Below are 23,287 nucleotides of genomic sequence, written 5' to 3'. Positions count from 1 at the left end.
GGGGGGTCGGGTCAGTGGGCCCGGTCGGCGCCCGGGTCGGTGGTCGGGTCCTCGCCGCGGTCCAGAGCCTTCCACAGATCTTCCGGCCGGTCCGGATCCACCGCCGCGACAGTCCGCGTACGGGGGCTGCCGTCACGCTCGTAGCGGCCCCCCATCGAGGGCCAGCCCCGGCCGAAGCGCAGCGCCAGCAGTCCGGCGGCCAGGATCAGGACCGCGCCGGCGGCCGTGACGTACGGCCACGTCGTCTGGGTCAGCGCGGCCGCGTGCGCGGCGCTGTCCGCGGTCGTACGGGCGGCCTCCGCGTCCAGGGCGCGACGGCCGTCCGAGCCGAGGAGGGCGGACAGGACCGCGCCCAGGCCGCTGAGGGCCAGCAGGCCCGACACCAGCAGGCGGCTCCTGCCGCGCACGGCGAAGACGGCGACCAGCGCGGCCAGGCCCACGATGGCCAGGGCGGCCGGGAGCCCGGTGACGGCCCTGCCGTCGGCGGCCAGCTGGAGCGAGTCACCGCCGATGGCGGTGGTGCCCCGGGCCCAGGTCCGGCCGGAGGCGAGCAGGACGACGGTGGAGCCGAGGGTGCCCAGCAGCAGCGCGGCGGCCACGCTGCGGCGGGCGCTGCGGCCGTCGGGAGCCTCGGGCTCGGACGGCTCGGACGCGGCATCGTTTCGGGGCGGGGGTACGGCACTCACGTACCCCACTATCCCCTACGCCCTCAGGAGCCGTGGAGGCGGTTCGCCGCTGCCACCGCGCGCAGCACGGCGGCCGCCTTGTTGCGGCACTCCTGGTCCTCCAGCTCGGGCACCGAGTCGGCGACGACACCGGCCCCGGCCTGCACGTACGCCGTGCCGTCGCGCAGCAGCGCGGTGCGGATGGCGATGGCCGTGTCGGAGTCCCCGGCGAAGTCCAGGTAGCCCACGCAGCCGCCGTAGAGACCGCGGCGGGAGGGCTCCAGCTCCTCGATGATCTGCATGGCGCGGGGCTTGGGCGCGCCGGAGAGGGTGCCGGCCGGGAAGCAGGCGGTGAGCACGTCGAAGGCGGTCTTGCCCTCGGCGACACGGCCCGTCACCGTCGAGACGATGTGCATGACGTGCGAGTACCGCTCGACGCTCATGAAGTCGACGACCTCGACGGAGCCGGGCTCGCAGACCCGGCCGAGGTCGTTGCGGCCCAGGTCGACGAGCATCAGGTGCTCGGCGCGCTCCTTGGGGTCGGCCATCAGCTCCTCGGCGAGCTCGTGGTCCTCCTGCGGGGTCGCGCCCCGGTGGCGGGTGCCGGCGATGGGGTGGACCATGGCCCGCCCGTCCTCGACCTTGACGAGCGCCTCGGGGCTGGAGCCGACGACGTCGAAGCCGTTCTCGAAGCGGAAGAGGTACATGTACGGCGACGGGTTGGTGGCCCGGAGCACGCGGTAGACGTCCAGCGCGGAGGCCCGGCAGGCGGTCTCGAACCGCTGCGAGGGCACCACCTGGAAGGCCTCGCCGGCCCGGATCCGCTCCTTGATGTCCTCGACGGCCGCCTGGTACTTCTCGCCGCCCCAGAGCGCCGAGAATTCCGGCAGCTCGGAGGCGGGCAGCGGGGCGGGGGTGTACGGGGCGGGCCGGGCGAGGTCGGCCTCCATGGCGTCGAGCCGGGCCACGGCGTCGGCGTGGGCCTCGTCGACGCCCGTGTCGAGGTCGTTGTGGTTGATCGCGTTGGCGATGAGCTGGACGGTGCCGTCCCAGTGGTCCAGGACCGCCAGGTCGGAGGTGAGCAGCATGGTCAGCTCGGGCAGTTCGAGGTCGTCGGCCGTGTGCTCGCCGATCCGCTCCAGGCGGCGCACGATGTCGTAGCCGAGGTAGCCGACCATGCCGCCGGTGAAGGGCGGCATGCCCTCCGCGAGGTCCCGGGGGGTGTGCAGGGCCTCGACGGTGGCGCGCAGGGCGTCCAGGGGGTCGCCGTCGGTGGGTACGCCGACGGGCGGGGTGCCGATCCAGTGCGCGCGGCCGTCGCGGGCGGTCAGGGTCGCGTCGCTGCGTACGCCGATGAAGGAGTACCGGGACCAGGAGCGGCCGTTCTCGGCCGACTCCAGCAGGAAGGTGCCGGGGCGTTCGGCGGCCAGCTTGCGGTAGAGCCCCACCGGGGTGTCTCCGTCGGCCAGCAGCTTGCGGCTCACGGGGATGACGCGGCGGTCGGCCGCGAGCTTGCGGAACGTCTCGAGATCCATTGCGTGGGGACCCTACCTAGTCGGCTGCGCGGAGGAGGACATCGTCGTCGAAGCAGGTGCGGGCACCGGTGTGACAGGCGGCCCCGACCTGGTCGACCTTGACGAGCACGGTGTCGGCGTCGCAGTCGAGGGCGACGGACTTCACGTGCTGGAAGTGGCCGGAGGTGTCCCCCTTCACCCAGTACTCCTGGCGGCTGCGGGACCAGTAGGTACAGCGGCCGGTGGTCAGGGTGCGGTGCAGGGCCTCGTCGTCCATCCAGCCCAGCATGAGCACCTCACCGGTGTCGTACTGCTGGGCGATGGCCGGGACCAGTCCGTCGGCGGAGCGCTTGAGCCGGGCGGCGATGGCGGGATCGAGGGAGCCGGGGCGGGGGGACGTACTCATACGGCCATTGTGCCGGGCCGTGCGGGGGGTAATGATCCGCGTCCGCCTGATGGGCGGGCACACGGCGGGTTCCGGCCGTAGGCTGGCCAGCATGTCTACCCATGCGAAGCGTGAACGCCTGTTGCTGGCGGACCTGTTGGAGGCGGCCGGACCGGAGGCCCCCACGCTGTGCGACGGCTGGACCTGCCGGGAACTGGCCGCGCACGTCGTCGTCCGGGAGCGGCGGCCGGACGCGGCGGGCGGGATCCTGCTGAACGTGCTGAAGGCCCGCCTGGACAAGGCCATGGAGGAGTACGCCGCCAAGCCGTACGAGGAACTGATCCAGCTGATCCGGACCGGTCCGCCGCGGATGTCGGTGTACGCGCTGAAGCAGATCGACGAGGCGGCGAACGCGGTGGAGTTCTTCGTCCACGCGGAGGACGTCCGCCGCGCCCAGCCGGACTGGTCCCCGCGGGAGCTGGACCCGGTGTTCTCGGACTCGCTGTGGTCCCGCCTGGAGAAGATGGCCCGCCTGACGGGCCGCCGCTCCCCGGTGGGCCTGGTCCTGCGCCGCCCGAACGGCCAGACCGCGGTGGCGCACAAGGGTGCGCCGGTGGTGACGGTGACGGGCGAGCCGGGCGAACTGACCCTGTTCTGCTTCGGCCGTCAGGACTCGGCGGATGTCTCCCTGGACGGGGAGAAGGAAGCGGTCGCCAAGCTGACGGTGGCCAAGCTGGGCATCTGACCCGGCTGAAAGATCGCCTCAAACGCCGGCGGGGCTGGAAGATCCAGCCCCGCCTGGCAGCGGCCTAGCGGACCGGGTGGCCCGCTTCCCGGAGTGCGGACTTGACCTCGGAGATCCGCAGGTCGCCGAAGTGGAACACCGACGCCGCGAGCACGGCATCCGCGCCCGCCTCGATCGCCGGCGCGAAGTGCGCGAGCGCCCCCGCCCCGCCCGACGCGATCACCGGCACCGTCACGTGCTTGCGTACGGCCGCGATCATCTCCGTGTCGTAGCCGTCCTTCGTCCCGTCCGCGTCCATGGAGTTCAGCAGGATCTCCCCGGCGCCCAGCTCGGCCGCCCGGTGGGCCCACTCGACGGCGTCGAGGCCGGTGCCCCGGCGGCCGCCGTGCGTGGTGACCTCGAAGGAGCCCGTCTCGGTGCGGCGGGCGTCGACGGACAGCACGAGGACCTGACGGCCGAAGCGCTCCGCGATCTCCTGGATCAGTTCGGGGCGGGCGATGGCGGCGGTGTTGACGCCGACCTTGTCCGCACCGGCCCGCAGCAGCTTGTCCACGTCGTCCGCGGTGCGGACGCCGCCGCCCACGGTCAGCGGGATGAAGACCTGCTCGGCGGTCCGCCGCACCACGTCGTACGTGGTCTCGCGGTTGCCGGAGGACGCGGTGATGTCGAGGAAGGTCAGCTCGTCGGCGCCTTCGGCGTCGTACAGCTTGGCCATCTCCACCGGGTCGCCGGCGTCGCGCAGGTTCTGGAAGTTGACGCCCTTGACGACCCGGCCGTTGTCCACGTCCAGGCAGGGGATCACCCGTACGGCGAGGGTCATGCGACGCCTCCTTCGGAAGCGTCGGGCTCCTTGTACGCCTCGACCTCCACCTCGACGACCATGCTGGGGTCGACGAAACCGGAGACGATGATCATGGATGCGGCGGGGCGGACCTCGTCGAACAGTTCCTTGTGGGCGCGGCCCACCTCGTCCACGTCGCGGGCGTGGGTGAGGTACATCCGGGTGCGCACCACGTGCTCGGGGCCGAGACCGGCCTGGGCGAGGGCCTTGAAGGCCACTCCGAACGCGGTGATCGCCTGGTCGTACGGGCCGCCGCCGTCGGCCGCGGTGCAGCCGGAGACGAGCACGAGCCCGTTCGGGAGCTGGACGGCACGGGAGTAGCCGATGACGTCCTCGTACGGACCGCCGGAGGAAATACGACGTACGTCGCTCATGCGGAGACCACCTTCAGGGCTTCTTCCAGGGTGAAGGCCTTGGCGTACAGGGCCTTGCCGACGATCGCGCCTTCGACGCCCAGCGGCACCAGCTCGGCCAGGGCCCGCAGGTCGTCGAGTGAGGAGATGCCGCCGGAGGCGACGACGGGCCGGTCGGTGGCGGCGCAGACGTTCTTCAGCAGCTCCAGGTTGGGGCCGGTGAGCGTGCCGTCCTTGCCGATGTCGGTGACGACGTACCGGGCGCAGCCCTCGGAGTCCAGGCGCGCGAGGGTCTCGTACAGGTCGCCGCCCTCGCTGGTCCAGCCGCGGCCCTTGAGGGTGGTGCCGCGCACGTCGAGACCGACCGCGATCCGGTCGCCGTGCTCGGCGATGGCCTTGGCGGCCCACTCGGGGGTCTCCAGGGCGGCGGTGCCGAGGTTGACGCGGGTGCAGCCGGTGGCGAGTGCCGCGGCGAGCGAGGCGTCGTCGCGGATGCCGCCGGAGAGCTCGACCTTGATGTCCATGGCGCCGGTGATCTCGGCGACCAGGGCGCGGTTGTCACCGGTGCCGAAGGCCGCGTCGAGGTCGACCAGGTGCAGCCATTCGGCGCCGGAGCGCTGCCAGGCGAGGGCCGCCTCCAGCGGGGAGCCGTAGGAGGTCTCGCTGCCGGAGACGCCGTGCACGAGGCGGACGGCCTGACCGTCGCGGACGTCGACCGCGGGGAGGAGTTCCAGCTTCGCTGAGGACACGGTCATCACAGGGTCTCGATCCAGTTGGTGAGGAGCTGGGCGCCGGCGTCGCCGGACTTCTCGGGGTGGAACTGGGTGGCCCACAGGGCCCCGTTCTCCACCGCCGCGACGAAGCGCTCGCCGTGGGTGGCCCAGGTGACCTTGGGGGCGCGGATGAGCGGGTTGGTCGTCTCCAGGCTCCACTCGCGCGCCGCGTAGGAGTGCACGAAGTAGAAGCGGGCGTCGGCGTCCAGGCCGGCGAAGGCCTGGGTGTCGGCCGGGGCCTCGACGGTGTTCCAGCCCATGTGGGGGACGATCGGGGCCTTGAGCGGGCCGACCGTGCCGGGCCACTCGTCCAGGCCCTCGGTCTCCACGCCGTGCTCGATGCCGCGCTCGAAGAGGATCTGCATGCCGACGCAGATGCCCATGACCGGGCGGCCGCCGGACAGCCGGCGGCCGATGATCCAGTCGCCGCGGGCGGACCGCAGGCCCTGCATGCAGGCGGAGAAGGCGCCGACGCCGGGGACGAGGAGTCCGTCGGCGTCCATGGCCTTGTCGTAGTCGCGGGTGATCTCGACGTCGGCGCCGACGCGGGCGAGGGCGCGCTCGGCGGAGCGGACGTTGCCGAAGCCGTAGTCGAAGACGACGACCTTCTTGGTGGGGCGCGCTGTGCTCATTCCCAAATTCCCTGGATTCGCAGGACTCCGGCGGCCAGACACATCGCGGAGGCCAGAGCGAGCAGAATGACGACCGACTTGGGCATCTTCTGCTTCTGGAAGGAGTAGACGCCGCCGGCCAGGAACAGGCCGAGGACGATCAGGATGGTGTTGAGGCCGTTCACGGCTAGAGGGCGCCCTTCGTGGAGGGCAGGATGCCGGCCGCGCGCGGGTCGAACTCGGCGGCGTAGCGCAGGGCACGGGCGAGGGCCTTGAACTGGCACTCCACGATGTGGTGGGCGTTGCGCCCGTACGGGACGTGGATGTGCAGGGCGATCTGGGCCTGTGCGACGAAGGACTCGAAGATGTGCCGGGTCATCGTGGTGTCGTACTCGCCGATCATCGGCGCCATGTTCTCGGGCTCGGTGTGCACGAGGTAGGGGCGGCCGGACAGGTCGACGGTCACCTGCGCGAGGGACTCGTCGAGCGGCACGGTGCAGTTGCCGAAGCGGTAGATGCCGACCTTGTCGCCGAGGGCCTGCTTGAAGGCGGCGCCGAGCGCGAGGGCGGTGTCCTCGATGGTGTGGTGGCTGTCGATGTGCAGGTCGCCGTCCGTCTTGACCGTGAGGTCGAAGAGGCCGTGGCGGCCGAGCTGGTCGAGCATGTGGTCGTAGAAGCCCACGCCGGTCGAGACGTCGACCTTGCCGGTGCCGTCGAGGTTTATCTCGACGAGGACCGAGGTCTCCTTGGTGGTCCGTTCGACCCGTCCGATGCGGCTCATGCGTGCTGCTCCTTCTTCAGTGCGCGAACCGCTTCCAGGAACGCGTCGTTCTCTGCCGGGGTGCCGGCGGTGACGCGCAGCCACCCCGGTACTCCGTTGTCACGGACCAGGACACCCTGGTCGAGGATCTTCTGCCATGCGGTGTGGGAGTCGTCGAACTTCCCGAACTGGACGAAGTTGGCGTCGGAGTCGGTGACCTCGTAGCCGATGGCCCGCAGTTCGACGACCAGCCGGTCCCGTTCGGCCTTGAGCTGCTCGACGTAGCCCAGCAGGGTGTCGGTGTGCTCCAGGGCGGCCAGCGCGGTGGCCTGGGTGACGGCCGACAGGTGGTACGGCAGGCGCACCAGCTGGACGGCGTCGACGACGGCGGGGTGCGCGGCCAGGTAGCCCAGGCGCAGGCCGGCCGCGCCGAAGGCCTTGGACATGGTCCGGGAGACCACCATGTTCGGGCGGCCCTCGATGAGCGGCAGCAGCGAGTCGCGGTGGCTGAACTCGACGTACGCCTCGTCCACGATGACCAGCGAGGGCTTGGCCGCCTGGGCCGCCTCGTAGAGGGCGAGGACCGTCTCCGCCTCGACCGCGGTACCCGTGGGGTTGTTGGGCGAGGTGATGAAGACGACGTCGGGGGCGTGCTCGGCGATGGCCTGCTCCGCCGCCGCCACGTCGATCGTGAAGTCCTCGCGGCGCGGTCCGGAGATCCACCCGGTGCCGGTGCCGCGGGAGATCAGCGCGTGCATCGAGTAGGAGGGCTCGAAGCCGAGCGCGGTGCGGCCGGGCCCGCCGAAGGTCTGCAGCAGCTGCTGGATGACCTCGTTGGAGCCGTTGGCGGCCCATACGTTCTCCCGCGCGACCGGGTGCTTGGCCGTACGGGTGAGGTAGGCGGCCAGCTCGGTGCGCAGCTCGACCGCGTCCCGGTCGGGGTAGCGGTTGAGGGTGCGGGCGGCCTCGGCCACCCGCTCGGCGATCCGCGCGACGAGCTCGGCGGGGAGCTCGTACGGGTTCTCGTTGGTGTTCAGCTGGACAGGCACGTCCAGCTGGGGGGCGCCGTACGGGGTCTTGCCGCGCAGCTCGTCCCGGATGGGGAGGTCGTCAATGCCGGTCACGCCTGGGGAACCTTCCATCCGAAACGGGCCTTGAGGGCGGCGCCGTGCGCCGGCAGGTCCTCGGCCTCCGCGAGGGTCACCACGTGGTGGGTGACCTCGGCGAGGGCGTCCCGCGTGTAGTCGACGATGTGGATGCCGCGCAGGAAGGACTGCACGGACAGGCCGGAGGAGTGGCAGGCGCAGCCGCCGGTGGGCAGCACGTGGTTCGACCCGGCGCAGTAGTCGCCGAGCGAGACCGGGGCCCACGGGCCGACGAAGATCGCGCCGGCATTGCGGACGCGGGCGGCCCACGCGGCGGCGTCGGCGGTCTGGATCTCCAGGTGCTCGGCGCCGTACGCGTCGACGACCTTGAGGCCGTCCTCCAGGCTGTCGACCAGCACGATCGCGGACTGCTTGCCGGCGAGCGCGGGCTTGATCCGGTCCTCGACGTGCTTGGTCGCGGCGACCTGCGGCTCCAGCTCCCGCTCGACCGCGTCCGCGAGCTCGGCGGAGTCGGTGACGAGGACGGCGGCGGCCAGCGGGTCGTGCTCGGCCTGGCTGATCAGGTCGGCGGCGACGTGCACCGGGTCGGCCGTGGAGTCCGCGAGGACGGCGATCTCGGTCGGGCCGGCCTCGGTGTCGATGCCGATCTTCCCGGTGAAGTAGCGCTTGGCGGCGGCGACCCAGATGTTGCCGGGGCCGGTCACCATGTTGGAGGGCAGGCACTCTTCGGTCCCGTACGCGAACATCGCGACGGCCTGGGCCCCACCGGCCGCGTACACCTCGTCGACGCCGAGCAGCGCGCACGCGGCGAGGATCGTCGGGTGCGGCAGGCCCCCGAACTCCTTCTGCGGCGGGGACGCGAGCGCGATCGACTCGACGCCCGCCTCCTGAGCCGGTACGACGTTCATGACGACGGAGGAGGGGTACACGGAGCGGCCGCCCGGGGCGTACAGGCCCACGCGCTCCACCGGAACCCACTTCTCGGTCACCGTTCCGCCGGGGACCACCTGGGTGGTGTGCTCGGTGCGGCGCTGGTTGCGGTGCACGATCCGGGCGCGCCGGATCGACTCCTCCAGGGCGGCGCGGACGGCCGGGTCCAGCTCTTCCAGGGCGGCCTTGACGGCCTCCGCGGGTACCCGGACCTGCGAGAGCTCGACCCCGTCGAACTTCTGCGCGTACTCGATCAGCGCCGCCGTGCCACGATGATGGACGTCCTCGCAGATGGGCCGCACCTTCTCCAGGGCAGCTTCTACGTCGAACTCGGCACGGGGCAGCAGATCGCGCAGGGCGCCACCCTCGGGGAGGGCGTCACCGCGCAGGTCGATACGAGAGATCACCTCCCAATTCTCTCAGACCGCCTGGCGCCACCGTTCGCCTGTATCACTGGCTGATACACGCCCCGGATGTCACAGGCGCCCGATAACTTTGATCTACACGTGGATGTCAGCGGAGGGGGGCCGCCGTGACCGAGGCGCGCGCGGGCGAGGAACCGGCGGATCTCACCGCTGCCGAGCACCGCATGTGGGAGGCGTTCCGCACCGGCAGTGTCTGCGACCTCAGCGCCCGTGCCGCCGACCAGGACGATCCGCACGCCGACCGCGTCTGGGGTTCCGGGCGCACCGTCCGCGCCCAGGTGGTGGCCCTGCTGCTGCTCCACGGGCCGCCGCCGGTGCCGGGCCGGGTGGCCTCCCTCAAGCTGCGCGGGGTGCGGATCGCCGGGCGGCTGGATCTGTCCGGTGGCACGGTGGCCCCGTACGTGGAGCTCCAGTCCTGCCGCTTCGACAGCGAGATCCAGCTGTCCGAGGCCCGCTTCGGCACGCTGCGCCTGATCAACTGCGCGATTCCGCGGCTGGAGGCGGCCCGCCTGCACACCGAGGGCGACCTGCACCTGCCGCGCTGCCGGGTGGCGCGCGGGATCCGGCTGACCGACGCGCAGATCGGCACCGACCTGCTGGTCAGCCAGGCCGTGGTGCAGCGGGACAGCAAGGGCCGGGCGATCGCCGCCGACGGGATGTCCGTCGCGCAGGACTTCCAGGGCGAGCTGCTGGAGACGTACGGGGAGGTGAGCCTGCGCGGCGCCAAGGTCGGCGTGTCGATGAACCTGCGCGGGGCCCGCCTGCGCAACCCGTCCGGGCGGTACGCGCTGAACGCCCCGCAGCTGACCGTCGAGCGCACCCTGTACCTGACCTCGATCGCGCTGGGCTACATGCAGGGCGGGGACGGCTCCTCCACTCCCCCGTACGGGCTGGGGGCGACCCCGACGCGCGGGCAGCGGGCGCAGCGCTTCGAGTGCCGGGGCGGGCTGCGGCTGGACGACGGCCGCTTCGGGGACGCCATCGACTTCTACGGCGCGCGGTTCGGGCTCACGGACGAGCAGGAGATATCCCTGCGCCGGATCCAGACCCCCGAGTTCCGTTTCGTCGGGGAGCGGCCGGAGCACGGGCGTGTCGTGGTGTCCGGGGCCAAAGTGGTGAAGCTCGTCGACACCTCCACGAGCTGGCCGGGCCCGGGCGGGGTGTCCATAGAGGGATTCGTCTACGAGAACCTCGCGCCCCGCGGCCACTTCCCGCTCGCCCGGCGCCTCGCCTGGGTGGAGGCGGCCACCCCCGAGTACTCGCCGGAGCCGTACGAGCGGCTGGCCGCGGTCCTGCGCGCCAGCGGCGAGGACGCGGACGCCCGCGAGGTGCTGCTGGCCAAGCAGCGGCGGCGCCGGACCACGCTGCCGCCGGGGCCGAAGGCGTGGGGGTACCTCCAGGACTGGACGGTGGTCTACGGGTACCGGCCGGGCCGGGCGGCGCTGTGGATGGCGGTGCTGTGGGCGGCGGGCGCGCTGCTGTTCTCCCAGCTCGATCCGCCGGCCATCAAGGAGGACGAGCATCCGCAGTGGAGCGCCGCCCTGTACGCGCTGGACCTGCTGCTCCCGGTGATCGACCTCGGCCAGCAGGGCCAGTGGAAGCTGGAGGGCGGCTGGCAGTGGGGGGCGGCGGGCCTCGTCATCATGGGCTGGATCCTGGCCACGACGGTGGCCGCGGGAGCGTCCCGGCTGCTGCGGCGGGGGTGACGGGGTCTGTGCCCGGGCGATTACCCTGTGCCTCGTGACCTCCGTTCGCCTGCCCCTCTTCCCGCTGAACTCGGTGCTGTTCCCGGGACTCGTCCTCCCGCTGAACATCTTCGAGGAGCGTTATCGCGCCATGATGCGCGAGCTGCTGAAGACGGGCGAGGAGGAACCGCGCCGGTTCGCGGTCGTCGCGATCCGCGACGGCCGTGAGGTCGCACCGACCGCGCCCGGCCTGCCGGACCAGACGGCCCTGCCCGAGCGGGGCCCCGCGGCGGGCTTCGGCTCCGACCCGATCCAGGCCTTCCACCGGGTGGGCTGCATCGCGGACGCGGCGACGATCCGGGAGCGGGAGGACGGCAGCTTCGAGGTCCTGGCGACCGGCACGACGCGGGTCCGCCTGCTCTCGGTCGACGCGTCCGGCCCCTTCCTGACGGCCGAGCTGGAAGAGCTCCCGGAGGACTCGGGCGACGGCGCCGGGGTCCTGGCCGAGGGCGTGCTGCGGGCGTTCCGCAACTACCAGAAGCGGCTGGCCGGGGCCCGCGAGCGGTCCCTGACGGGCGCGGAGCTCCCCGACGAGCCGTCCGTGGTCTCCTACCTGGTCGCAGCGGCGGCGGTGCTGGACATCCCCGCGAAGCAGCGGCTGCTGCAGGCCCCGGACACGGCGACCCGGCTGGCCGAGGAACTGAAACTGCTGCGTGCGGAGACGGCGGTGATCCGCCACCTCCCGTCCCTGCCGGCGGTGGATCTGACCCGTGCCCCGACCAGCCCGAACTGACGGATCATCGATGGCGAAGAAGACGAAGCAGGCGGCCGGCACCCCGGCGGTCGTCGCCCTCACGGCGGCGGGCGTCCCGTTCACCACGCACGCGTACGAGCACGACCCGGCGCACCCCTCGTACGGCGAGGAGGCGGCGCAGGCGCTCGGCGTCGCGCCGGCGCAGGTGTTCAAGACCCTCGTCGCCGATGTGGACGGGGTCCTGACGGTGGCGGTGGTCCCGGTCTCGGGGTCCCTGGACCTGAAGGCGCTGGCGACGGCGGTCGGCGGCAAGCGGGCGGCGATGGCCGATCCCGCGCTGGCGGAGCGCACCACGGGCTACGTGCGCGGCGGCATCTCGCCGCTGGGGCAGCGCAAGCGGCTGCGCACGGTCCTCGACGCGTCGGCTTCGGGGCACGCCACGATCTGCGTCTCGGCCGGCCGCCGGGGCCTGGAGGTCGAGCTCGCCCCGTCGGACCTGGCCACCCTCACGTCGGCCGTGCTGGCCCCGATCGGCCGCGTCTAGGACGGCTCAGGGGCGTTCGAAGGCCTGGAGCACCCCGCCGAACGAGAAGCAGAGGGCGCCGGTGAGCGTCCCCCAGTTGGCGATGTCGGCGTTGACGAGGCCTCCGGTGGCGGGCCGGGTGAAGGCGGCCAGGGCCGAGAGCATGAACAGCACCGACCCGAGCTGGTTCACCGCGACGATCCACCAGCCGAGGCTGCGCGAGCGGAAGCAGGGCCAGGGCCGGTGGCAGATCTCGGCGAACCCCAGGTGCCCCGAGACCAGGAACAGCAGGCAGCCGATCACGTCGGGAGTCCAGATCAGCCGGTTGACCTGCTGGACGCTGAGCCCCTGCAGGAACGAGTCCAGCAGGTTGACGCCGAACACGAGCGTCCCGACGAACAGCACGAACGTGCTCAGCCAGTCCACGCGCGTCGGCTCGTACCCCCACCACCTCCAGTCGGCCGTGACCAGCCGGCCGCCGCCCGGGGAGTGGCGGGGCGCGTTCAGCACCTGGAGGAGCGAGGTGTAGCCCCCGGTGTTGAAGAAGAGACCCCCCGCGAAGTAGATCGCGGCGCTTTCGAGCGCGTCGCCCGAGCCGAACTGGGAGACCGCGGCGCCGAGGGCGAAGAGGGCTCCCCCGATGACGAACGCCCCCGAGGCGAGGGCGTTGAGCCTGCGCAGGCGGCGGAGCGCCTCGGCATCGGCGGTGGTGGTCCGGTCGACGGTCTCCCCCGGGCCGCGGACGGAGAGGACCCCGCGCCTGCGCGCGACCCGCGACTCCCACACCACCGTTTCCCCTTCGGGCCGGTACCAGGTGCGCCGGGTGGTGAACGGTCCTGCGCCTTCGGCGAGCTGCTCGGGCTGTTCCACGGCCCGAGCGTAGTCGTTTCGGCCCCGCCGTCGTTCGAGGCGCGGGCCGGGGGCGGAACCCCGAGTCCTTCAGCCGCGCACCATCCAGCCTCGCCGGCGTTTGAGGCGCGGGGCCGGGGGCGGAGCCCCGGTCTTTCAGCCGCGCGGGGGCTCCGGGTCGGACTGCGGGGACTGGTAGGAGCCGGACCAGCCGTAGACCGGGACGGGGTCCGGTTCGCGGGGGGCCCACAGGGCCGTGAGGCCCAGGTGGACGAGGACCGCGGCCATCGGCCACGCCAGCAGCGCCCCGTGCGCCAGCAACTGCAGCGGCGCGTCGAACGGCACCCCCTGCCCCGCCTTGGCGGCGGCCGCCGCCAGGTCCGAGGTCGGCCCCAGCCACAGCCCGAACCGCCATCCCACCAGCGCGGCGAAGCAGGAGCCGACGGCGAGCCCGATCACCAGCGCCACGCCGCCGGCCCGGCGCCACAGGAACACGCCGACGGCGGTCAGCACGCCCAGCCCCACCGACAGCAGGACGAAGGTTCCGTCGGAAGCGATCCGCGCCTCGCTCTCGCTGCTGCGCAGGAACACGGACTCCCCGTTGGCGACGTACTGCACGCGCGGCGCCAGCCACACCCACAGCGCGCCGAGGAGCAGGCCGGCCACGCCGATCGCGAGGGCGACGACGGCCGAATCCCGGATGTCCTCCGGGGTGACGGCCCGGGCGGTCCCGCCCGGCTTCTCGGGCGGGAGCGAGGGCGGGTCGAAAGGAGACGGCGGGGTCACGGCTTCGGTCACCCCCACATCGTGCCAGGTGTGCCCGGCGGCGGCGTCGGCGGACCGCTTCAGCGGACCGCGGCCCGCCGGTACGCCCAGGTGGCGACGGCCAGCGAGAGGACGCCGACGGCCCCGCACACGCCGAGGTCGAAGGCGACGGCGGCCCAGTCCGGTTCGGGGGCGAAGGTCCGCGCGAACGCCTCCACCCCGTACGTCGACGGCAGCAGGTCCCTCGCCCACACGATGACGTCCGGCATCCGCTCGGGCGGCAGCACCCCCAGCAGCAGCGCCGCCGACATCCCGAGCTGCCCGGCGAGCGTGGCCAGCTCCTGCCGCGGCGCCAGCAGTCCCAGCGCCGCGCCGAGGCCGGCCAGCGCGGCGCCGGCCAGCGGCACCACGGCGGCCAGGATCCACAGCCCGCTCATCGGCAGGCCGAAGAGCACGCACCCGAAGACGGCGGTGACCAGCGTTCCGGGCAGCGTGAAGGAGGCGTACGCGGCGGCCGCGCCGAGCACCACCGACGCGGGCGGCACCGGCAGGGTGGCGTAGTGGTCGAGCCCGCCGCTCGCCCGCAGCTGCCCGAAGTACTGGGCGAGGAGGTTGAGCGCGACGAAGGCGACGACCAGCACGGAGGAACCCGCGACGACGGCCCGGGCCTCCGAGCCCCCGTCGACCACGCCCCGCATCAGGATCATGATCCCCACGGACTGGAAGGTGGCCACGAAGAGCAGCGGGATCCGCGCCACCCGGGCCCGGGACAGCTGGGCCCGGTACACGGCGGCCAGCGCGGGCAGGAACCGTGCACGCGGGGCCAGCGGCGCGGGGGCCTGCTCCTCGACCGGGGGCAGGGTCGGAGTCGGCAGGACGGCGCTTGCCGGACGGTCGCTCACGACTTCACCAGGCCCTTCGTCTTTCCGCCGAGTGCGAGGTACACGTCCTCGAGGCTCGGCGTGGCCAGCGTGAAGTCGTCGAGGGCGGCGAAGGCCGGGCCGCCGGTCACCGAGGCGACGGCCGCCCGGGCCTCGTCCGGCCCGAGCCGCAGGACCCAGCGCCGTCCGGATTCGACGGCGTGCTCGCGCAGCGCCGCGACCTCGGGGACGTCCAGCGGAGCGGTCTCCCGCCACACGAGCTCCAGCCGGACCTCGCCCGAGACCTCGGCCTTCAGCCCGGCCGGGGTGTCGCAGGCGATGACCCGGCCCTGGTCGATGACGGCGACCCGGTCGAGGACGGTCTCGGCCTCGATGACGTTGTGGGTGACGAGGAGGACCGTCGCGCCGTGCCGGGCGCGCCGCCGGTCCACGGCCGACCAGACGGCCCGCCGGGCCACCGGGTCCATGCCGGTGGTGGGCTCGTCGAGGACCAGTACGGGCCGCTCCCCCACCAGTGCGGCGGCGAAGCAGGCGAGGCGCCGCTGTCCGCCGGAAAGTTTCTTCAGGGGCCGTCCGGCGATCCCGGTCAGCCCGAGCTCCTCCAAGACGGCGTCGCGTGCGGCCCGCGCCGCCCGTGCGTCGAGCCCGCGCAGCCGCCCGGTGGTCTCGGCGGCCAGCGCCACCGTGAGCTCGTCCAGGGCGGTGGACTCCTGCCCCAGGTAGGCGAGCAGGCGCGAGGCCCGCTCGGGGTGGCGTACGAGGTCGTGGCCGAGCAGGGTGACGGTGCCCGCGTCGGGCCGCATCAGGCCGGTGAGCTGGCGGACCAGGGTGGACTTGCCGGCGCCGTTGGGGCCGAGCAGACCGAAGATCTCGCCGCGCCGCACGTCCAGGGAGACGCCGTCGTTGGCGCGGGTCTCGGGGAGTGCGGGAGCCCCGCGCCGGCCGCGTACGGCGGGATACGTCTTGACCAGGTCACGCACCGCGCAGATCACGTCCGAAGCCGCTCCCGCGGCCGCCGTGCCGTTTTCCGCTTGTGCTGTGCCCGTACTCACGAGGGAGCAGCCTACGGGGTTCCCGCCCCTACTCGGCCGCCGGGGTCAGCGGGGCGCCGAGCTCGCCCGTACCGGATCCGGGGGCGGCGGCCGGTACGGCGGCCACGTGCTCCGCGGCGGCGCGGACGTCGATCTCGCGCCAGAACCCGGCGCGGATGGCGTAGCGGTCGTGCTCGTCGATCTGGTCGTCCTTGTGCGCGAGCAGCCCGAACCGGGCGGCGTAGCGCAGCAGCTCGCCGTCGATCCGGTGCGGGATGCGCGGGTACATGGTGGCGAGCTTCTGCAGGTGGACGGTCTCGGGGAGCCGTTCCATCCAGCGCCGGGCGAACACCTGTCCCACCTCGAACGGGTCCCCGCCGACGGTGGTGATGTCCTCCTCGCGGTCCGCCCAGCGCTGCTCGGCGCTGGTGAGCTGGGCGAGGGTGGGGAGCGAGGCGGTCTCGGCGGGCTCGCCGAGGGGTCCGGCGCGGTCGATCCAGCCCTTGTCGGAGGACCAGCGCAGGGCGCTGGCGGGGGCCGGTCCGCTGCCGGCCGCGGTCTGCGGGCCTGTCGGCGGGCCGGGGGCGCGCAGGGCTCCGGCGAGGTCCTTGGGCGTGGGTACGGTCTTGCCCCCGGGGGCGGCCGGCGCCGGTACGGGTGCCCCCTCGCGGTCGTCGTCGCCGGTGGCGGCGGCGCCGTTGCGGGCGGCCTCGGCGAGCGCCGCCTCGGGCAGCGGGGCGGAGAGGATCGCGGCGATGTCGGGGCGCGGCGCGGGCGGCGGTGAGCACAGGCCGGTGAGGTCCTTGGCGCGGACGGCCCGGGTGATCCAGGCCCGGTCCAGGACGCGGCGTTCGTCGGCTTCGGCGACGAGGTCCTCGGACTGGTTGTAGTCCCCGTCGGCGGCCTGGACGGCCCACAGGTGGACGGCGACCCCGTGTTCCTTGGCGGACATCAGGCCGGGCAGCAGGTCGCCGTCGCCGGTGACCAGGACCACGTCGGAGCAGGCGCGGTTGCGGGCGAGCTCGGTGAGCTCGGCGTGCATGGCGGCGTCGACGCCCTTCTGGGCCCAGCGGCCGTCGCTGCGGGTCAAGGCGCCGAGGCGGACGGTGACGCGGGGCATGACGCGCAGCCGCCGGTGTTCGGGCTGGGGCACCCGGTCGGGTGCGCCGTCGAACCAGTAGATGCGCAGCAGGGGCTGTTCGGTGTCGGCCTCGGCCCGCTCGCGCAGGCCCTGGATGAGGGCGGCATGGTCCACGGTGATCCGGGAGCGGGAGGGCTCCCCGGCGAGAAGGCTGGCGGCGGCGCCCAACAGGTAGCCGGCGTCCACCAGGACGACGCAGCGGTCCACGCGTTCCACCCTCTTCCCTGGGGGTCCTCTGTGTTTCGGCGGGTGCCCCGAGTCTGCCCGACCTCAAGGGTGTTGAAGGCCGGAACTCGATCATCGGCGTGGCGGATCTCACGGAGGGGCCGGGAACCACACCCGGCTACGCGCAGTAATGATCCAAAATGCGCGGTTTCGGGCGCTGTGTGAGTGTGAAGGCGGTCCTGGCCCCTAGACCCTCACGGAGGTTCCACCATGGCCAAGAACAAGAATCAGAAGCAGCCGTCGAAGCAGCAGCAGGCCCGCTCTTCGCAGGACCCGTCGAAGGGCTCGATGGACAGCCCGAGCGAATCGGTGAACCCGTCGCCGAGTCCGATGGATCTGGCGCACAAGAGCAAGCAGAAGAAGTTCGGCCACAACTGACGCCGCGCGACGTGATGTGACGGAAGGGCCCGCCCGGCGATGCCGGGCGGGCCCTTCCGTACGTACGGCGTCGGTCGGCGAGGGGTGCTATCCGGCCAGGCAGGACGGCCCGAGCAGCACCTTGAGGTCGCCGAAGAGGGCCGGGTCGGGCTGTACGCGGTGCTTGTCGAGGCGCAGCACGGTGGTGGTCCGCGGCCCCTGGAGCTTGATCCGTACCTCGGTGTTGCCCTTGTGGTGGCGCAGGATCTCCCCCAGACGGGTCACCATCGGCGGGGTGACCTTGACCGTGGGGATGGTGAGGACCACCGGGGCGTTGGTGCCGGCCGAGGTGAGGTCGGGGACCATCATCTCCATGGCGACCAGGCGGGGGATGTCCTCGCGCTTGTCGAGGCGGCCCTTGACGAAGACGACGGTGTCCTCGACCAGCTGGGTGGAGACGAGCTGGTAGGTCGCAGGGAAGAACATGCATTCGATGGAGCCGGCCAGGTCCTCGACGGTCGCGATGGCCCAGGCGTTGCCCTGCTTGGTCATCTTGCGCTGGAGGCCCGAGATGATGCCGCCGATGGTGACGACCGCGCCGTCGGAGTGCTCGCCTCCGGTCAGCTGGGAGATGCCGGCGTCCGTCTTGTCGGAGAGCACGTGCTCCAGGCCGAAGAGCGGGTGGTCGGAGACGTAGAGGCCGAGCATCTCGCGCTCCTGCGCGAGCAGGTAGGACTTCTCCCACTCGACGTCGGAGAACTCCACGTCGAGGCCGAAGCCGGGCTCGTCGCCCGCGCTCTCGTCACCCATTCCGCCGAAGAGGTCGAACTGTCCCTCGGCCTCCTTGCGCTTCACCGCGACCACGTTGTCGATCATCGGTTCGTGGTGGGCGACCAGGCCCTTGCGGGTGTGGCCCATCTCGTCGAAGGCGCCGGCCTTGATCAGCGACTCGACGGTCCGCTTGTTGCAGACGACGGCCTCGACCTTGTCCAGGAAGTCGGGGAAGGAGGAGAACTTCCCCTTGGCCTTCCTGCTCTTGATGATCGACTCGACGACGTTCTGGCCGACGTTGCGCACCGCGGTGAGCCCGAAGAGGATCACGTCGTCGCCCTGGGCGGCGAAGTTCGACTCCGACTCGTTGACGTTCGGGGGCAGCACCTTGATGCCCATGCGGCGGCACTCGTTCAGGTAGATCGCGGACTTGTCCTTGTCGTCCTTGACCGAGGTGAGCAGGCCCGCCATGTACTCGGCCGGGAAGTTGGCCTTGAGGTAGGCGGTCCAGTAGGAGACCAGGCCGTACGCGGCCGAGTGGGCCTTGTTGAAGGCGTAGCCGGCGAAGGGGACCAGGACGTCCCACAGGGCCTTGATCGCCTGGTCGCTGAAGCCCTTCTCCTTGGCGCCCGCCTCGAAGATGACGAAGTTCTTCGCCAGTTCCTCGGGCTTCTTCTTGCCCATCACGCGGCGCAGGATGTCGGCCTCGCCGAGCGAGTACCCGGCGATGATCTGGGCGGCCTTCTGCACCTGCTCCTGGTACACGATGAGGCCGTAGGTGACGCCGAGGATCTCCTTGAGGGGCTCCTCCAGCTCCGGGTGGATCGGGGTGATCTCCTGCTGCTTGTTCTTGCGCAGGGCGTAGTTCGTGTGCGAGTTCATGCCCATCGGGCCCGGCCGGTACAGGGCCGAGACGGCGGAGATGTCCTCGAAGTTGTCGGGCTTCATCAGGCGCAGCAGGGAGCGCATGGGGCCGCCGTCGAACTGGAAGACGCCGAGCGTGTCACCGCGGCAGAGCAGTTCGTACGTCTTGGGGTCGTCGAGCGGCAGACCGAGGAGATCGAGGTCGATCCCCTTGTTCGCCTTCACCATCTTGACGGCGTCGTCCATGATCGTGAGGTTGCGCAGGCCCAGGAAGTCCATCTTGATCAGGCCGAGCGACTCGCACTGGGGGTAGTCCCACTGCGTGATGGTCACGCCGTCCGTGTGCCGCACCCAGACCGGGGCGTGGTCGACGATCGGCTCGCTGGACATGATCACGCCGGCGGCGTGCACGCCCATCTGGCGCACCAGGCCCTCGACGCCGCGGGCGGTGTCGATGACCTTCTTGACGTCCGGCTCGTTCTCGTACATCGCGCGGATCTCGCCGGCCTCGCCGTAGCGCGGGTGCGAGGGGTCGGTGATGCCGTTGAGGTCGATGCCCTTGCCGAGGACGTCGGCGGGCATCGCCTTGGTGAGCCGGTCGCCCATGGCGTACGGGTAGCCGAGGACGCGCGCGGAGTCCTTGATGGCGTTCTTCGCCTTGATCTTTCCGTACGTGCCGATCATGGCGACCTTGTCGTCGCCGTACTTCTCGGTCACGTACCGGATCACTTCGACGCGCCTGCGCTCGTCGAAGTCGATGTCGACGTCGGGCATGGAGACGCGCTCGGGGTTGAGGAACCGCTCGAAGATCAGGCCGTGGGTGATCGGGTCGAGGTCGGTGATGCCCATGGCGTAGGCGACGATCGAGCCGGCCGCGGAGCCGCGGCCGGGGCCCACCGCGATGCCCTGGTTCTTGGCCCACATGATGAAGTCGGCGACGACGAGGAAGTAGCCGGGGAAGCCCATCTCGATGATGACGTCGATCTCGTACTCGGCCTGCTTCTGCCGGTCCTCGGGGACGCCTCCCGGGTAGCGGCGGATCATGCCGCGCCGCACTTCCTCCTTGAACCAGGTGGTGTCGGTGTAGCCCTCTTCCGGGATGTCGAACTTCGGCATGAGGTTCCGGGCCTCGAACATGCCGGTCGTGTCGACCTGCTCGGCCACCAGGAGGGTGTTGCGGCAGCCCTCCTGCCAGGCGTCCGAGGAGTCGACGGCGTACATCTCGTCCGTGGACTTGAGGTAGTAGCCGGTGCCGTCGAAGCGGAAGCGGTCCGGGTCGGAGAGGTTCTTGCCGGTCTGGATGCACAGCAGGGCGTCGTGCGCGGTCGACTCGTGCGCGTACGTGTAGTGCGAGTCGTTGGTGACCAGCGGCGGGATGCCGAGCTTCTTGCCGATCTCCAGCAGCCCGTCGCGGACCCGGCGCTCGATCTCGATGCCGTGGTCCATCAGCTCCAGGAAGTAGCGCCCCTCGCCGAAGATGTCCTTGTAGTCGGAGGCGGCCTGCACCGCCTCGTCGAACTGGCCGAGCCGCAGCCTGGTCTGCACCTCGCCGGAGGGGCAGCCGGTGGAGGCGATCAGGCCCTCCGACCACTGCGAGATGGTCTCCTTGTCCATGCGCGGCCACTTCGTGAGCCAGCCCTCGGCGTACGCGTCGGAGGACAGCCGGAAGAGGTTGTGCAGGCCGGTGGAGTTCGCGGCCCAGATCGTCTTGTGGGTGTAACCGCCCGAACCGGACACGTCGTCGCGCTTCTGGTGGGGCTGGCCCCACTGGATGCGCCGCTTGTTGCGCCGGGACTCCGGTGCGACATATGCCTCGATGCCGATGATCGGCGTGACCCCGGCCTTCTTCGCGGTGTGGAAGAAGTCATAGGCCCCGTGCAGGTTGCCGTGGTCGGACATGGCGATGTGCGTCATGCCCATCTCGTTGCACGCGTTGAACATGTCCTTCAGCCGCGCGGCACCGTCCAGCAGGGAGTACTGGGTGTGGACGTGCAGGTGCGTGAACGGCGTCTTGGTCACGGTGGGGGCCTCCGAGGGGAGAGAGGGGCGGCAGCTCTGAATCCTACGTCGACCGGGTGACAATCCACGGGCACCGACGGGTACGGTCGTGCGTTGCAGAACCAAGGACACCTGTCCGAAATGCGATCGGTAAGCGATCCACCCCGCACCACCAGGAGGCATCCGCCATGGCGGTTCCCGAGACGACCGACGAGCAGCGCGCCGAGCAGATCCTCGACGTGTTCGACACCGCCTTCGGTGAGCTCCTCGCCGCCGACCCCGCTGCCTTCCAGGTCAAATTCCGGAAGATGGCGGCCTCCGCGTTCGCCTTCTACCGGGGCACGGCCTGCCTCTTCTACTCCGACCTGGAGCGGGACCGGCACGGCGGCCCGTACCTGGACGAGCGGACGGGCCGGGTGTGGATCCACGGCGATCTGCACGCCGAGAACTTCGGCACGTACATGGACTCCAACGGCCGGCTGATCTTCAACGTCAACGACTTCGACGAGGCCTACGTCGGCCCCTTCACCTGGGACCTGAAGCGCTTCGCCGCCTCGGTCGCCCTGATCGGCTACACCAAGGCGCTCAGCGACGACCAGATAAGCGGGCTGGTGCGGACCTACGCCGGCGCCTACCGGGAGCGGATCCACCGGCTCGCGGCGGGGGCCAAGCACGAGGAGGTGCCCTCCTTCACCCTGGACACCGCCGAGGGCCCGCTGCTGGACGCGCTGCGCTCGGCGCGCTCCCGCACCCGTTTCTCCCTGCTGGACTCCATGACGGAGATAAGGGACTACGAGCGGCGCTTCACCGCCGGCGGGGGCTCCATCGAGCTGGACGCCGCCACCCGCTACAAGGTGCTGGCCGCCTTCGACGGGTACCTGGAGACCCTCCCCGACGAGTCCCTCGTGCGGCCCGACTCCTACCGGGTCAAGGACGTGGTGGGACGCCGGGGCGTCGGGATCGGTTCGGCGGGCCTGCCCTCCTACAACATCCTGCTGGAGGGGCACAGCGACGCCCTGGAGAACGACGTCGTGATCTACCTCAAGCAGGCGCAGACGCCCGCGGTGTCCCGGCACATCACGGACCGGGCGGTGCGGGAGTACTTCCTGCACGAGGGGCACCGCACGGTGATCTCCCAGCGCGCCCTGCAGGCCCACGCCGACCCGTGGCTGGGCTGGACCGAGCTGGACGGGGCCGGGCAGCTGGTGGCCGAGGTCTCCCCGTACGCGGTGGACCTGGACTGGTCGGACCTGGACGACCCGGAGGAGATCGCGGCCGTGGTCGCGGACCTGGGCCGGGCGACGGCGACCATGCACGCGGCGGCCGACGAGGCCGAGAGCGGGCACTCCCTGGTGCCGTTCTCCACCGAGCGGGCCATCGACGCGGCCATCGCGGCCGACGAGGAGGGCTTCGCGGAGCTCCTCGTGGACTTCGCCCACGCGTACGGCGCCCGGGCCCGCGCCGACCACCAGATTTTCGTCGACCTCTTCCGCAATGGGCGTCTGACCTCGTAGTTCGTGCCCGGGGCCGGGGCCGGGACGCGGCTTTCACAGGTACGCATGGCAGACTCGCGACGATGGACATCTCAGGAGTGGGACTTCGAGGGCTGCGGGCCGCGCTGTTCAGCGCGCTCGTCCTGCTGCTCTCGGCCGGCTCGCACGTCCTCATGTCCCGCGTCCCGCTGCCGCCCGCGCTGGTGGTCGGGGCCTTCGCCGCCGTGTTCGTGATCGCCTACGCGCTCGCGGGCCGCGAACGGGGCTTCGGCCCCATCGCCGGGCTGCTCGTTCCGCTGGAACTGGCCGCCGACACCGTCTTCACCGCCGGGCAGCACCTCTGCTACGGCCCGGCCGGCGGCCCCGTCTCGGGTCCGCTGCGCGCGATGGGCCTGGACGAGCTGTGCGGCGGCGCGCCCGTGGGCGGGCCGCTGACCGAGGTGGCCGGGCCCGCCACCGATCCGGCCGCGCTGCTGGCGGCGCCCGGGCCGTGGACGCCCTGGCTGCTCCTCGGCGCCCACGTCTCGGTGGGGCTGCTCGCCGCCGCGTGGCTGCGCCACGGCGAGCGGGCGCTCGGGCAGCTGCTGCGCGCGGTGGCCGCCTTCGCGTTCCGGCCGCTGCTGCTGGCGGCGGCCTCGGTGGCGGCCGTCTCCGGTCCGGCGCGGCGGCTGCCGCGGCCGGGCCGCGCGGGCACCGGGGCCCGTACCCGGTTCCCCGCACACTCCGTGGGTCGGCGGGGACCTCCCGTGCTCGGCGCGCTCGCACGCGCCTGACGCACGTACGGGGGCACGTCCCGGCGGCAGCCGCGGCGGACAGCCCCCCGAGCAGTCCCCCTGACACGT

The 23,287-nt window shown here is 72.0% G+C and carries 24 protein-coding genes; 7 read left to right on the top strand and 17 right to left on the bottom strand.

Annotated elements, in window-relative coordinates; translation table 11 throughout:
* Positions 1–11 precede the first annotated feature (11 nt).
* From ACFYZ4_RS07830 to hisI, 3 genes are read right to left on the bottom strand one after another with little or no spacing between them, the layout of a single operon-like run.
* Positions 12–695, bottom strand: a complete 684-nt coding sequence (locus ACFYZ4_RS07830; RefSeq protein WP_351292048.1) for a TIGR02234 family membrane protein — start codon at positions 693–695, stop codon at positions 12–14.
* Positions 696–709: 14 nt separating this feature from the next.
* A complete protein-coding gene (locus tag ACFYZ4_RS07825) occupies positions 710–2,200 on the bottom strand; it encodes an anthranilate synthase component I (RefSeq protein ID WP_351292050.1) in 1,491 nt (496 codons plus the stop codon).
* Between the two features lie 16 nt (positions 2,201–2,216).
* Positions 2,217–2,585 carry a phosphoribosyl-AMP cyclohydrolase gene (gene hisI, locus ACFYZ4_RS07820; RefSeq protein ID WP_319721786.1) on the bottom strand — a complete coding sequence of 123 codons (369 nt, stop codon included), beginning with the start codon at positions 2,583–2,585 and terminating at the stop codon, positions 2,217–2,219.
* Positions 2,586–2,676: 91 nt separating this feature from the next.
* On the opposite strand from hisI, the gene ACFYZ4_RS07815 reads away from it, so the two are divergent.
* Positions 2,677–3,309, top strand: coding sequence for a TIGR03085 family metal-binding protein (locus tag ACFYZ4_RS07815; RefSeq protein ID WP_384341988.1), 633 nt, complete (start codon positions 2,677–2,679; stop codon positions 3,307–3,309).
* 64 nt (positions 3,310–3,373) lie between these two features.
* On the opposite strand, the gene hisF is transcribed toward ACFYZ4_RS07815, so the two are convergent.
* Genes hisF through hisD form a run of 8 tightly spaced genes read right to left on the bottom strand, consistent with a single transcriptional unit; the run spans position 3,374 to position 9,090 of the window.
* On the bottom strand, positions 3,374–4,129 hold the full coding sequence (gene hisF / locus ACFYZ4_RS07810) for an imidazole glycerol phosphate synthase subunit HisF (RefSeq protein ID WP_351292055.1): 756 nt from the start codon (positions 4,127–4,129) through the stop codon (positions 3,374–3,376).
* Positions 4,126–4,524, bottom strand: coding sequence for a RidA family protein (locus ACFYZ4_RS07805; protein WP_390783330.1), 399 nt, complete (start codon positions 4,522–4,524; stop codon positions 4,126–4,128). Before ACFYZ4_RS07805 ends, hisF begins: the two co-directional genes overlap by 4 nt.
* Positions 4,521–5,258 carry a bifunctional 1-(5-phosphoribosyl)-5-((5-phosphoribosylamino)methylideneamino)imidazole-4-carboxamide isomerase/phosphoribosylanthranilate isomerase PriA gene (priA, locus tag ACFYZ4_RS07800; RefSeq protein WP_326591419.1) on the bottom strand — a complete coding sequence of 246 codons (738 nt, stop codon included), beginning with the start codon at positions 5,256–5,258 and terminating at the stop codon, positions 4,521–4,523. Before priA ends, ACFYZ4_RS07805 begins: the two co-directional genes overlap by 4 nt.
* Positions 5,258–5,908, bottom strand: coding sequence for an imidazole glycerol phosphate synthase subunit HisH (hisH, locus tag ACFYZ4_RS07795; protein WP_351292061.1), 651 nt, complete (start codon positions 5,906–5,908; stop codon positions 5,258–5,260). The genes priA and hisH overlap by 1 nt, the downstream gene beginning before the upstream one ends.
* The gene (locus ACFYZ4_RS07790; RefSeq protein WP_030724515.1) at positions 5,905–6,072 is read right to left on the bottom strand and encodes a hypothetical protein; all 168 of its coding nucleotides are present in this window, start codon (positions 6,070–6,072) and stop codon (positions 5,905–5,907) included. The genes hisH and ACFYZ4_RS07790 overlap by 4 nt, the downstream gene beginning before the upstream one ends.
* Before the next feature lie 2 nt (positions 6,073–6,074).
* Complete coding sequence (gene hisB, locus ACFYZ4_RS07785; RefSeq protein WP_030155936.1) at positions 6,075–6,668, bottom strand: imidazoleglycerol-phosphate dehydratase HisB; 594 nt, start codon at positions 6,666–6,668, stop codon at positions 6,075–6,077.
* Positions 6,665–7,771 (bottom strand): histidinol-phosphate transaminase, encoded by a 1,107-nt coding sequence (locus tag ACFYZ4_RS07780; protein WP_390783329.1) that lies wholly within the window; start codon positions 7,769–7,771, stop codon positions 6,665–6,667. The genes hisB and ACFYZ4_RS07780 overlap by 4 nt, the downstream gene beginning before the upstream one ends.
* Positions 7,768–9,090 (bottom strand): histidinol dehydrogenase, encoded by a 1,323-nt coding sequence (gene hisD, locus ACFYZ4_RS07775; RefSeq protein WP_351292065.1) that lies wholly within the window; start codon positions 9,088–9,090, stop codon positions 7,768–7,770. Before hisD ends, ACFYZ4_RS07780 begins: the two co-directional genes overlap by 4 nt.
* A 125-nt stretch (positions 9,091–9,215) precedes the next feature.
* Between hisD and ACFYZ4_RS07770 the strand changes: the two genes are divergently transcribed.
* Genes ACFYZ4_RS07770 through ybaK form a run of 3 tightly spaced genes read left to right on the top strand, consistent with a single transcriptional unit; the run spans position 9,216 to position 12,091 of the window.
* Entirely contained in the window at positions 9,216–10,814 is a 1,599-nt protein-coding gene (locus tag ACFYZ4_RS07770) for an oxidoreductase (protein ID WP_390783328.1), read from the top strand.
* Positions 10,815–10,848: 34 nt separating this feature from the next.
* The gene (locus tag ACFYZ4_RS07765; protein WP_351292069.1) at positions 10,849–11,586 is read left to right on the top strand and encodes an LON peptidase substrate-binding domain-containing protein; all 738 of its coding nucleotides are present in this window, start codon (positions 10,849–10,851) and stop codon (positions 11,584–11,586) included.
* 10 nt (positions 11,587–11,596) lie between these two features.
* Positions 11,597–12,091, top strand: coding sequence for a Cys-tRNA(Pro) deacylase (ybaK, locus tag ACFYZ4_RS07760; RefSeq protein ID WP_390783327.1), 495 nt, complete (start codon positions 11,597–11,599; stop codon positions 12,089–12,091).
* A 6-nt stretch (positions 12,092–12,097) separates the two neighbouring features.
* Here ybaK and ACFYZ4_RS07755 read toward each other — a convergent pair whose 3' ends face one another.
* The 5 genes from ACFYZ4_RS07755 to ACFYZ4_RS07735 form a co-directional block, all read right to left on the bottom strand.
* Positions 12,098–12,940, bottom strand: coding sequence for a hypothetical protein (locus ACFYZ4_RS07755; protein WP_390783326.1), 843 nt, complete (start codon positions 12,938–12,940; stop codon positions 12,098–12,100).
* A gap of 135 nt (positions 12,941–13,075) precedes the next feature.
* The gene (locus tag ACFYZ4_RS07750; protein WP_384342000.1) at positions 13,076–13,717 is read right to left on the bottom strand and encodes a hypothetical protein; all 642 of its coding nucleotides are present in this window, start codon (positions 13,715–13,717) and stop codon (positions 13,076–13,078) included.
* A gap of 47 nt (positions 13,718–13,764) precedes the next feature.
* The gene (locus ACFYZ4_RS07745; protein ID WP_384342002.1) at positions 13,765–14,586 is read right to left on the bottom strand and encodes an ABC transporter permease; all 822 of its coding nucleotides are present in this window, start codon (positions 14,584–14,586) and stop codon (positions 13,765–13,767) included.
* Positions 14,583–15,617, bottom strand: a complete 1,035-nt coding sequence (locus tag ACFYZ4_RS07740) for an ABC transporter ATP-binding protein (RefSeq protein ID WP_384342004.1) — start codon at positions 15,615–15,617, stop codon at positions 14,583–14,585. Before ACFYZ4_RS07740 ends, ACFYZ4_RS07745 begins: the two co-directional genes overlap by 4 nt.
* A gap of 28 nt (positions 15,618–15,645) precedes the next feature.
* Positions 15,646–16,953: an NYN domain-containing protein gene (locus ACFYZ4_RS07735; protein ID WP_351292079.1), complete on the bottom strand. Its 1,308-nt coding sequence runs from the start codon at positions 16,951–16,953 to the stop codon at positions 15,646–15,648.
* A 219-nt stretch (positions 16,954–17,172) separates the two neighbouring features.
* Here ACFYZ4_RS07735 and ACFYZ4_RS07730 point away from each other — a divergent pair, with 219 nt between their 5' ends.
* Complete coding sequence (locus ACFYZ4_RS07730) at positions 17,173–17,340, top strand: hypothetical protein (protein WP_351292081.1); 168 nt, start codon at positions 17,173–17,175, stop codon at positions 17,338–17,340.
* A gap of 87 nt (positions 17,341–17,427) precedes the next feature.
* Here the strand turns inward: ACFYZ4_RS07730 and dnaE are convergent, their stop codons facing one another.
* Positions 17,428–20,973: a DNA polymerase III subunit alpha gene (dnaE, locus tag ACFYZ4_RS07725; RefSeq protein WP_351298209.1), complete on the bottom strand. Its 3,546-nt coding sequence runs from the start codon at positions 20,971–20,973 to the stop codon at positions 17,428–17,430.
* A 167-nt stretch (positions 20,974–21,140) separates the two neighbouring features.
* On the opposite strand from dnaE, the gene ACFYZ4_RS07720 reads away from it, so the two are divergent.
* A complete protein-coding gene (locus ACFYZ4_RS07720; protein ID WP_351298212.1) occupies positions 21,141–22,466 on the top strand; it encodes a DUF2252 domain-containing protein in 1,326 nt (441 codons plus the stop codon).
* 62 nt (positions 22,467–22,528) lie between these two features.
* On the top strand, positions 22,529–23,218 hold the full coding sequence (locus ACFYZ4_RS07715) for a hypothetical protein (RefSeq protein ID WP_351298215.1): 690 nt from the start codon (positions 22,529–22,531) through the stop codon (positions 23,216–23,218).
* Positions 23,219–23,287 lie beyond the last annotated feature (69 nt).

The organism is Streptomyces sp. NPDC001513 (assembly GCF_042894695.1).
Classification (GTDB): Bacteria; Actinomycetota; Actinomycetes; order Streptomycetales; family Streptomycetaceae; genus Streptomyces.
Note: the sequence above shows the minus strand (reverse complement) of the source record. Positions and strands in the feature narration are given on the sequence as shown.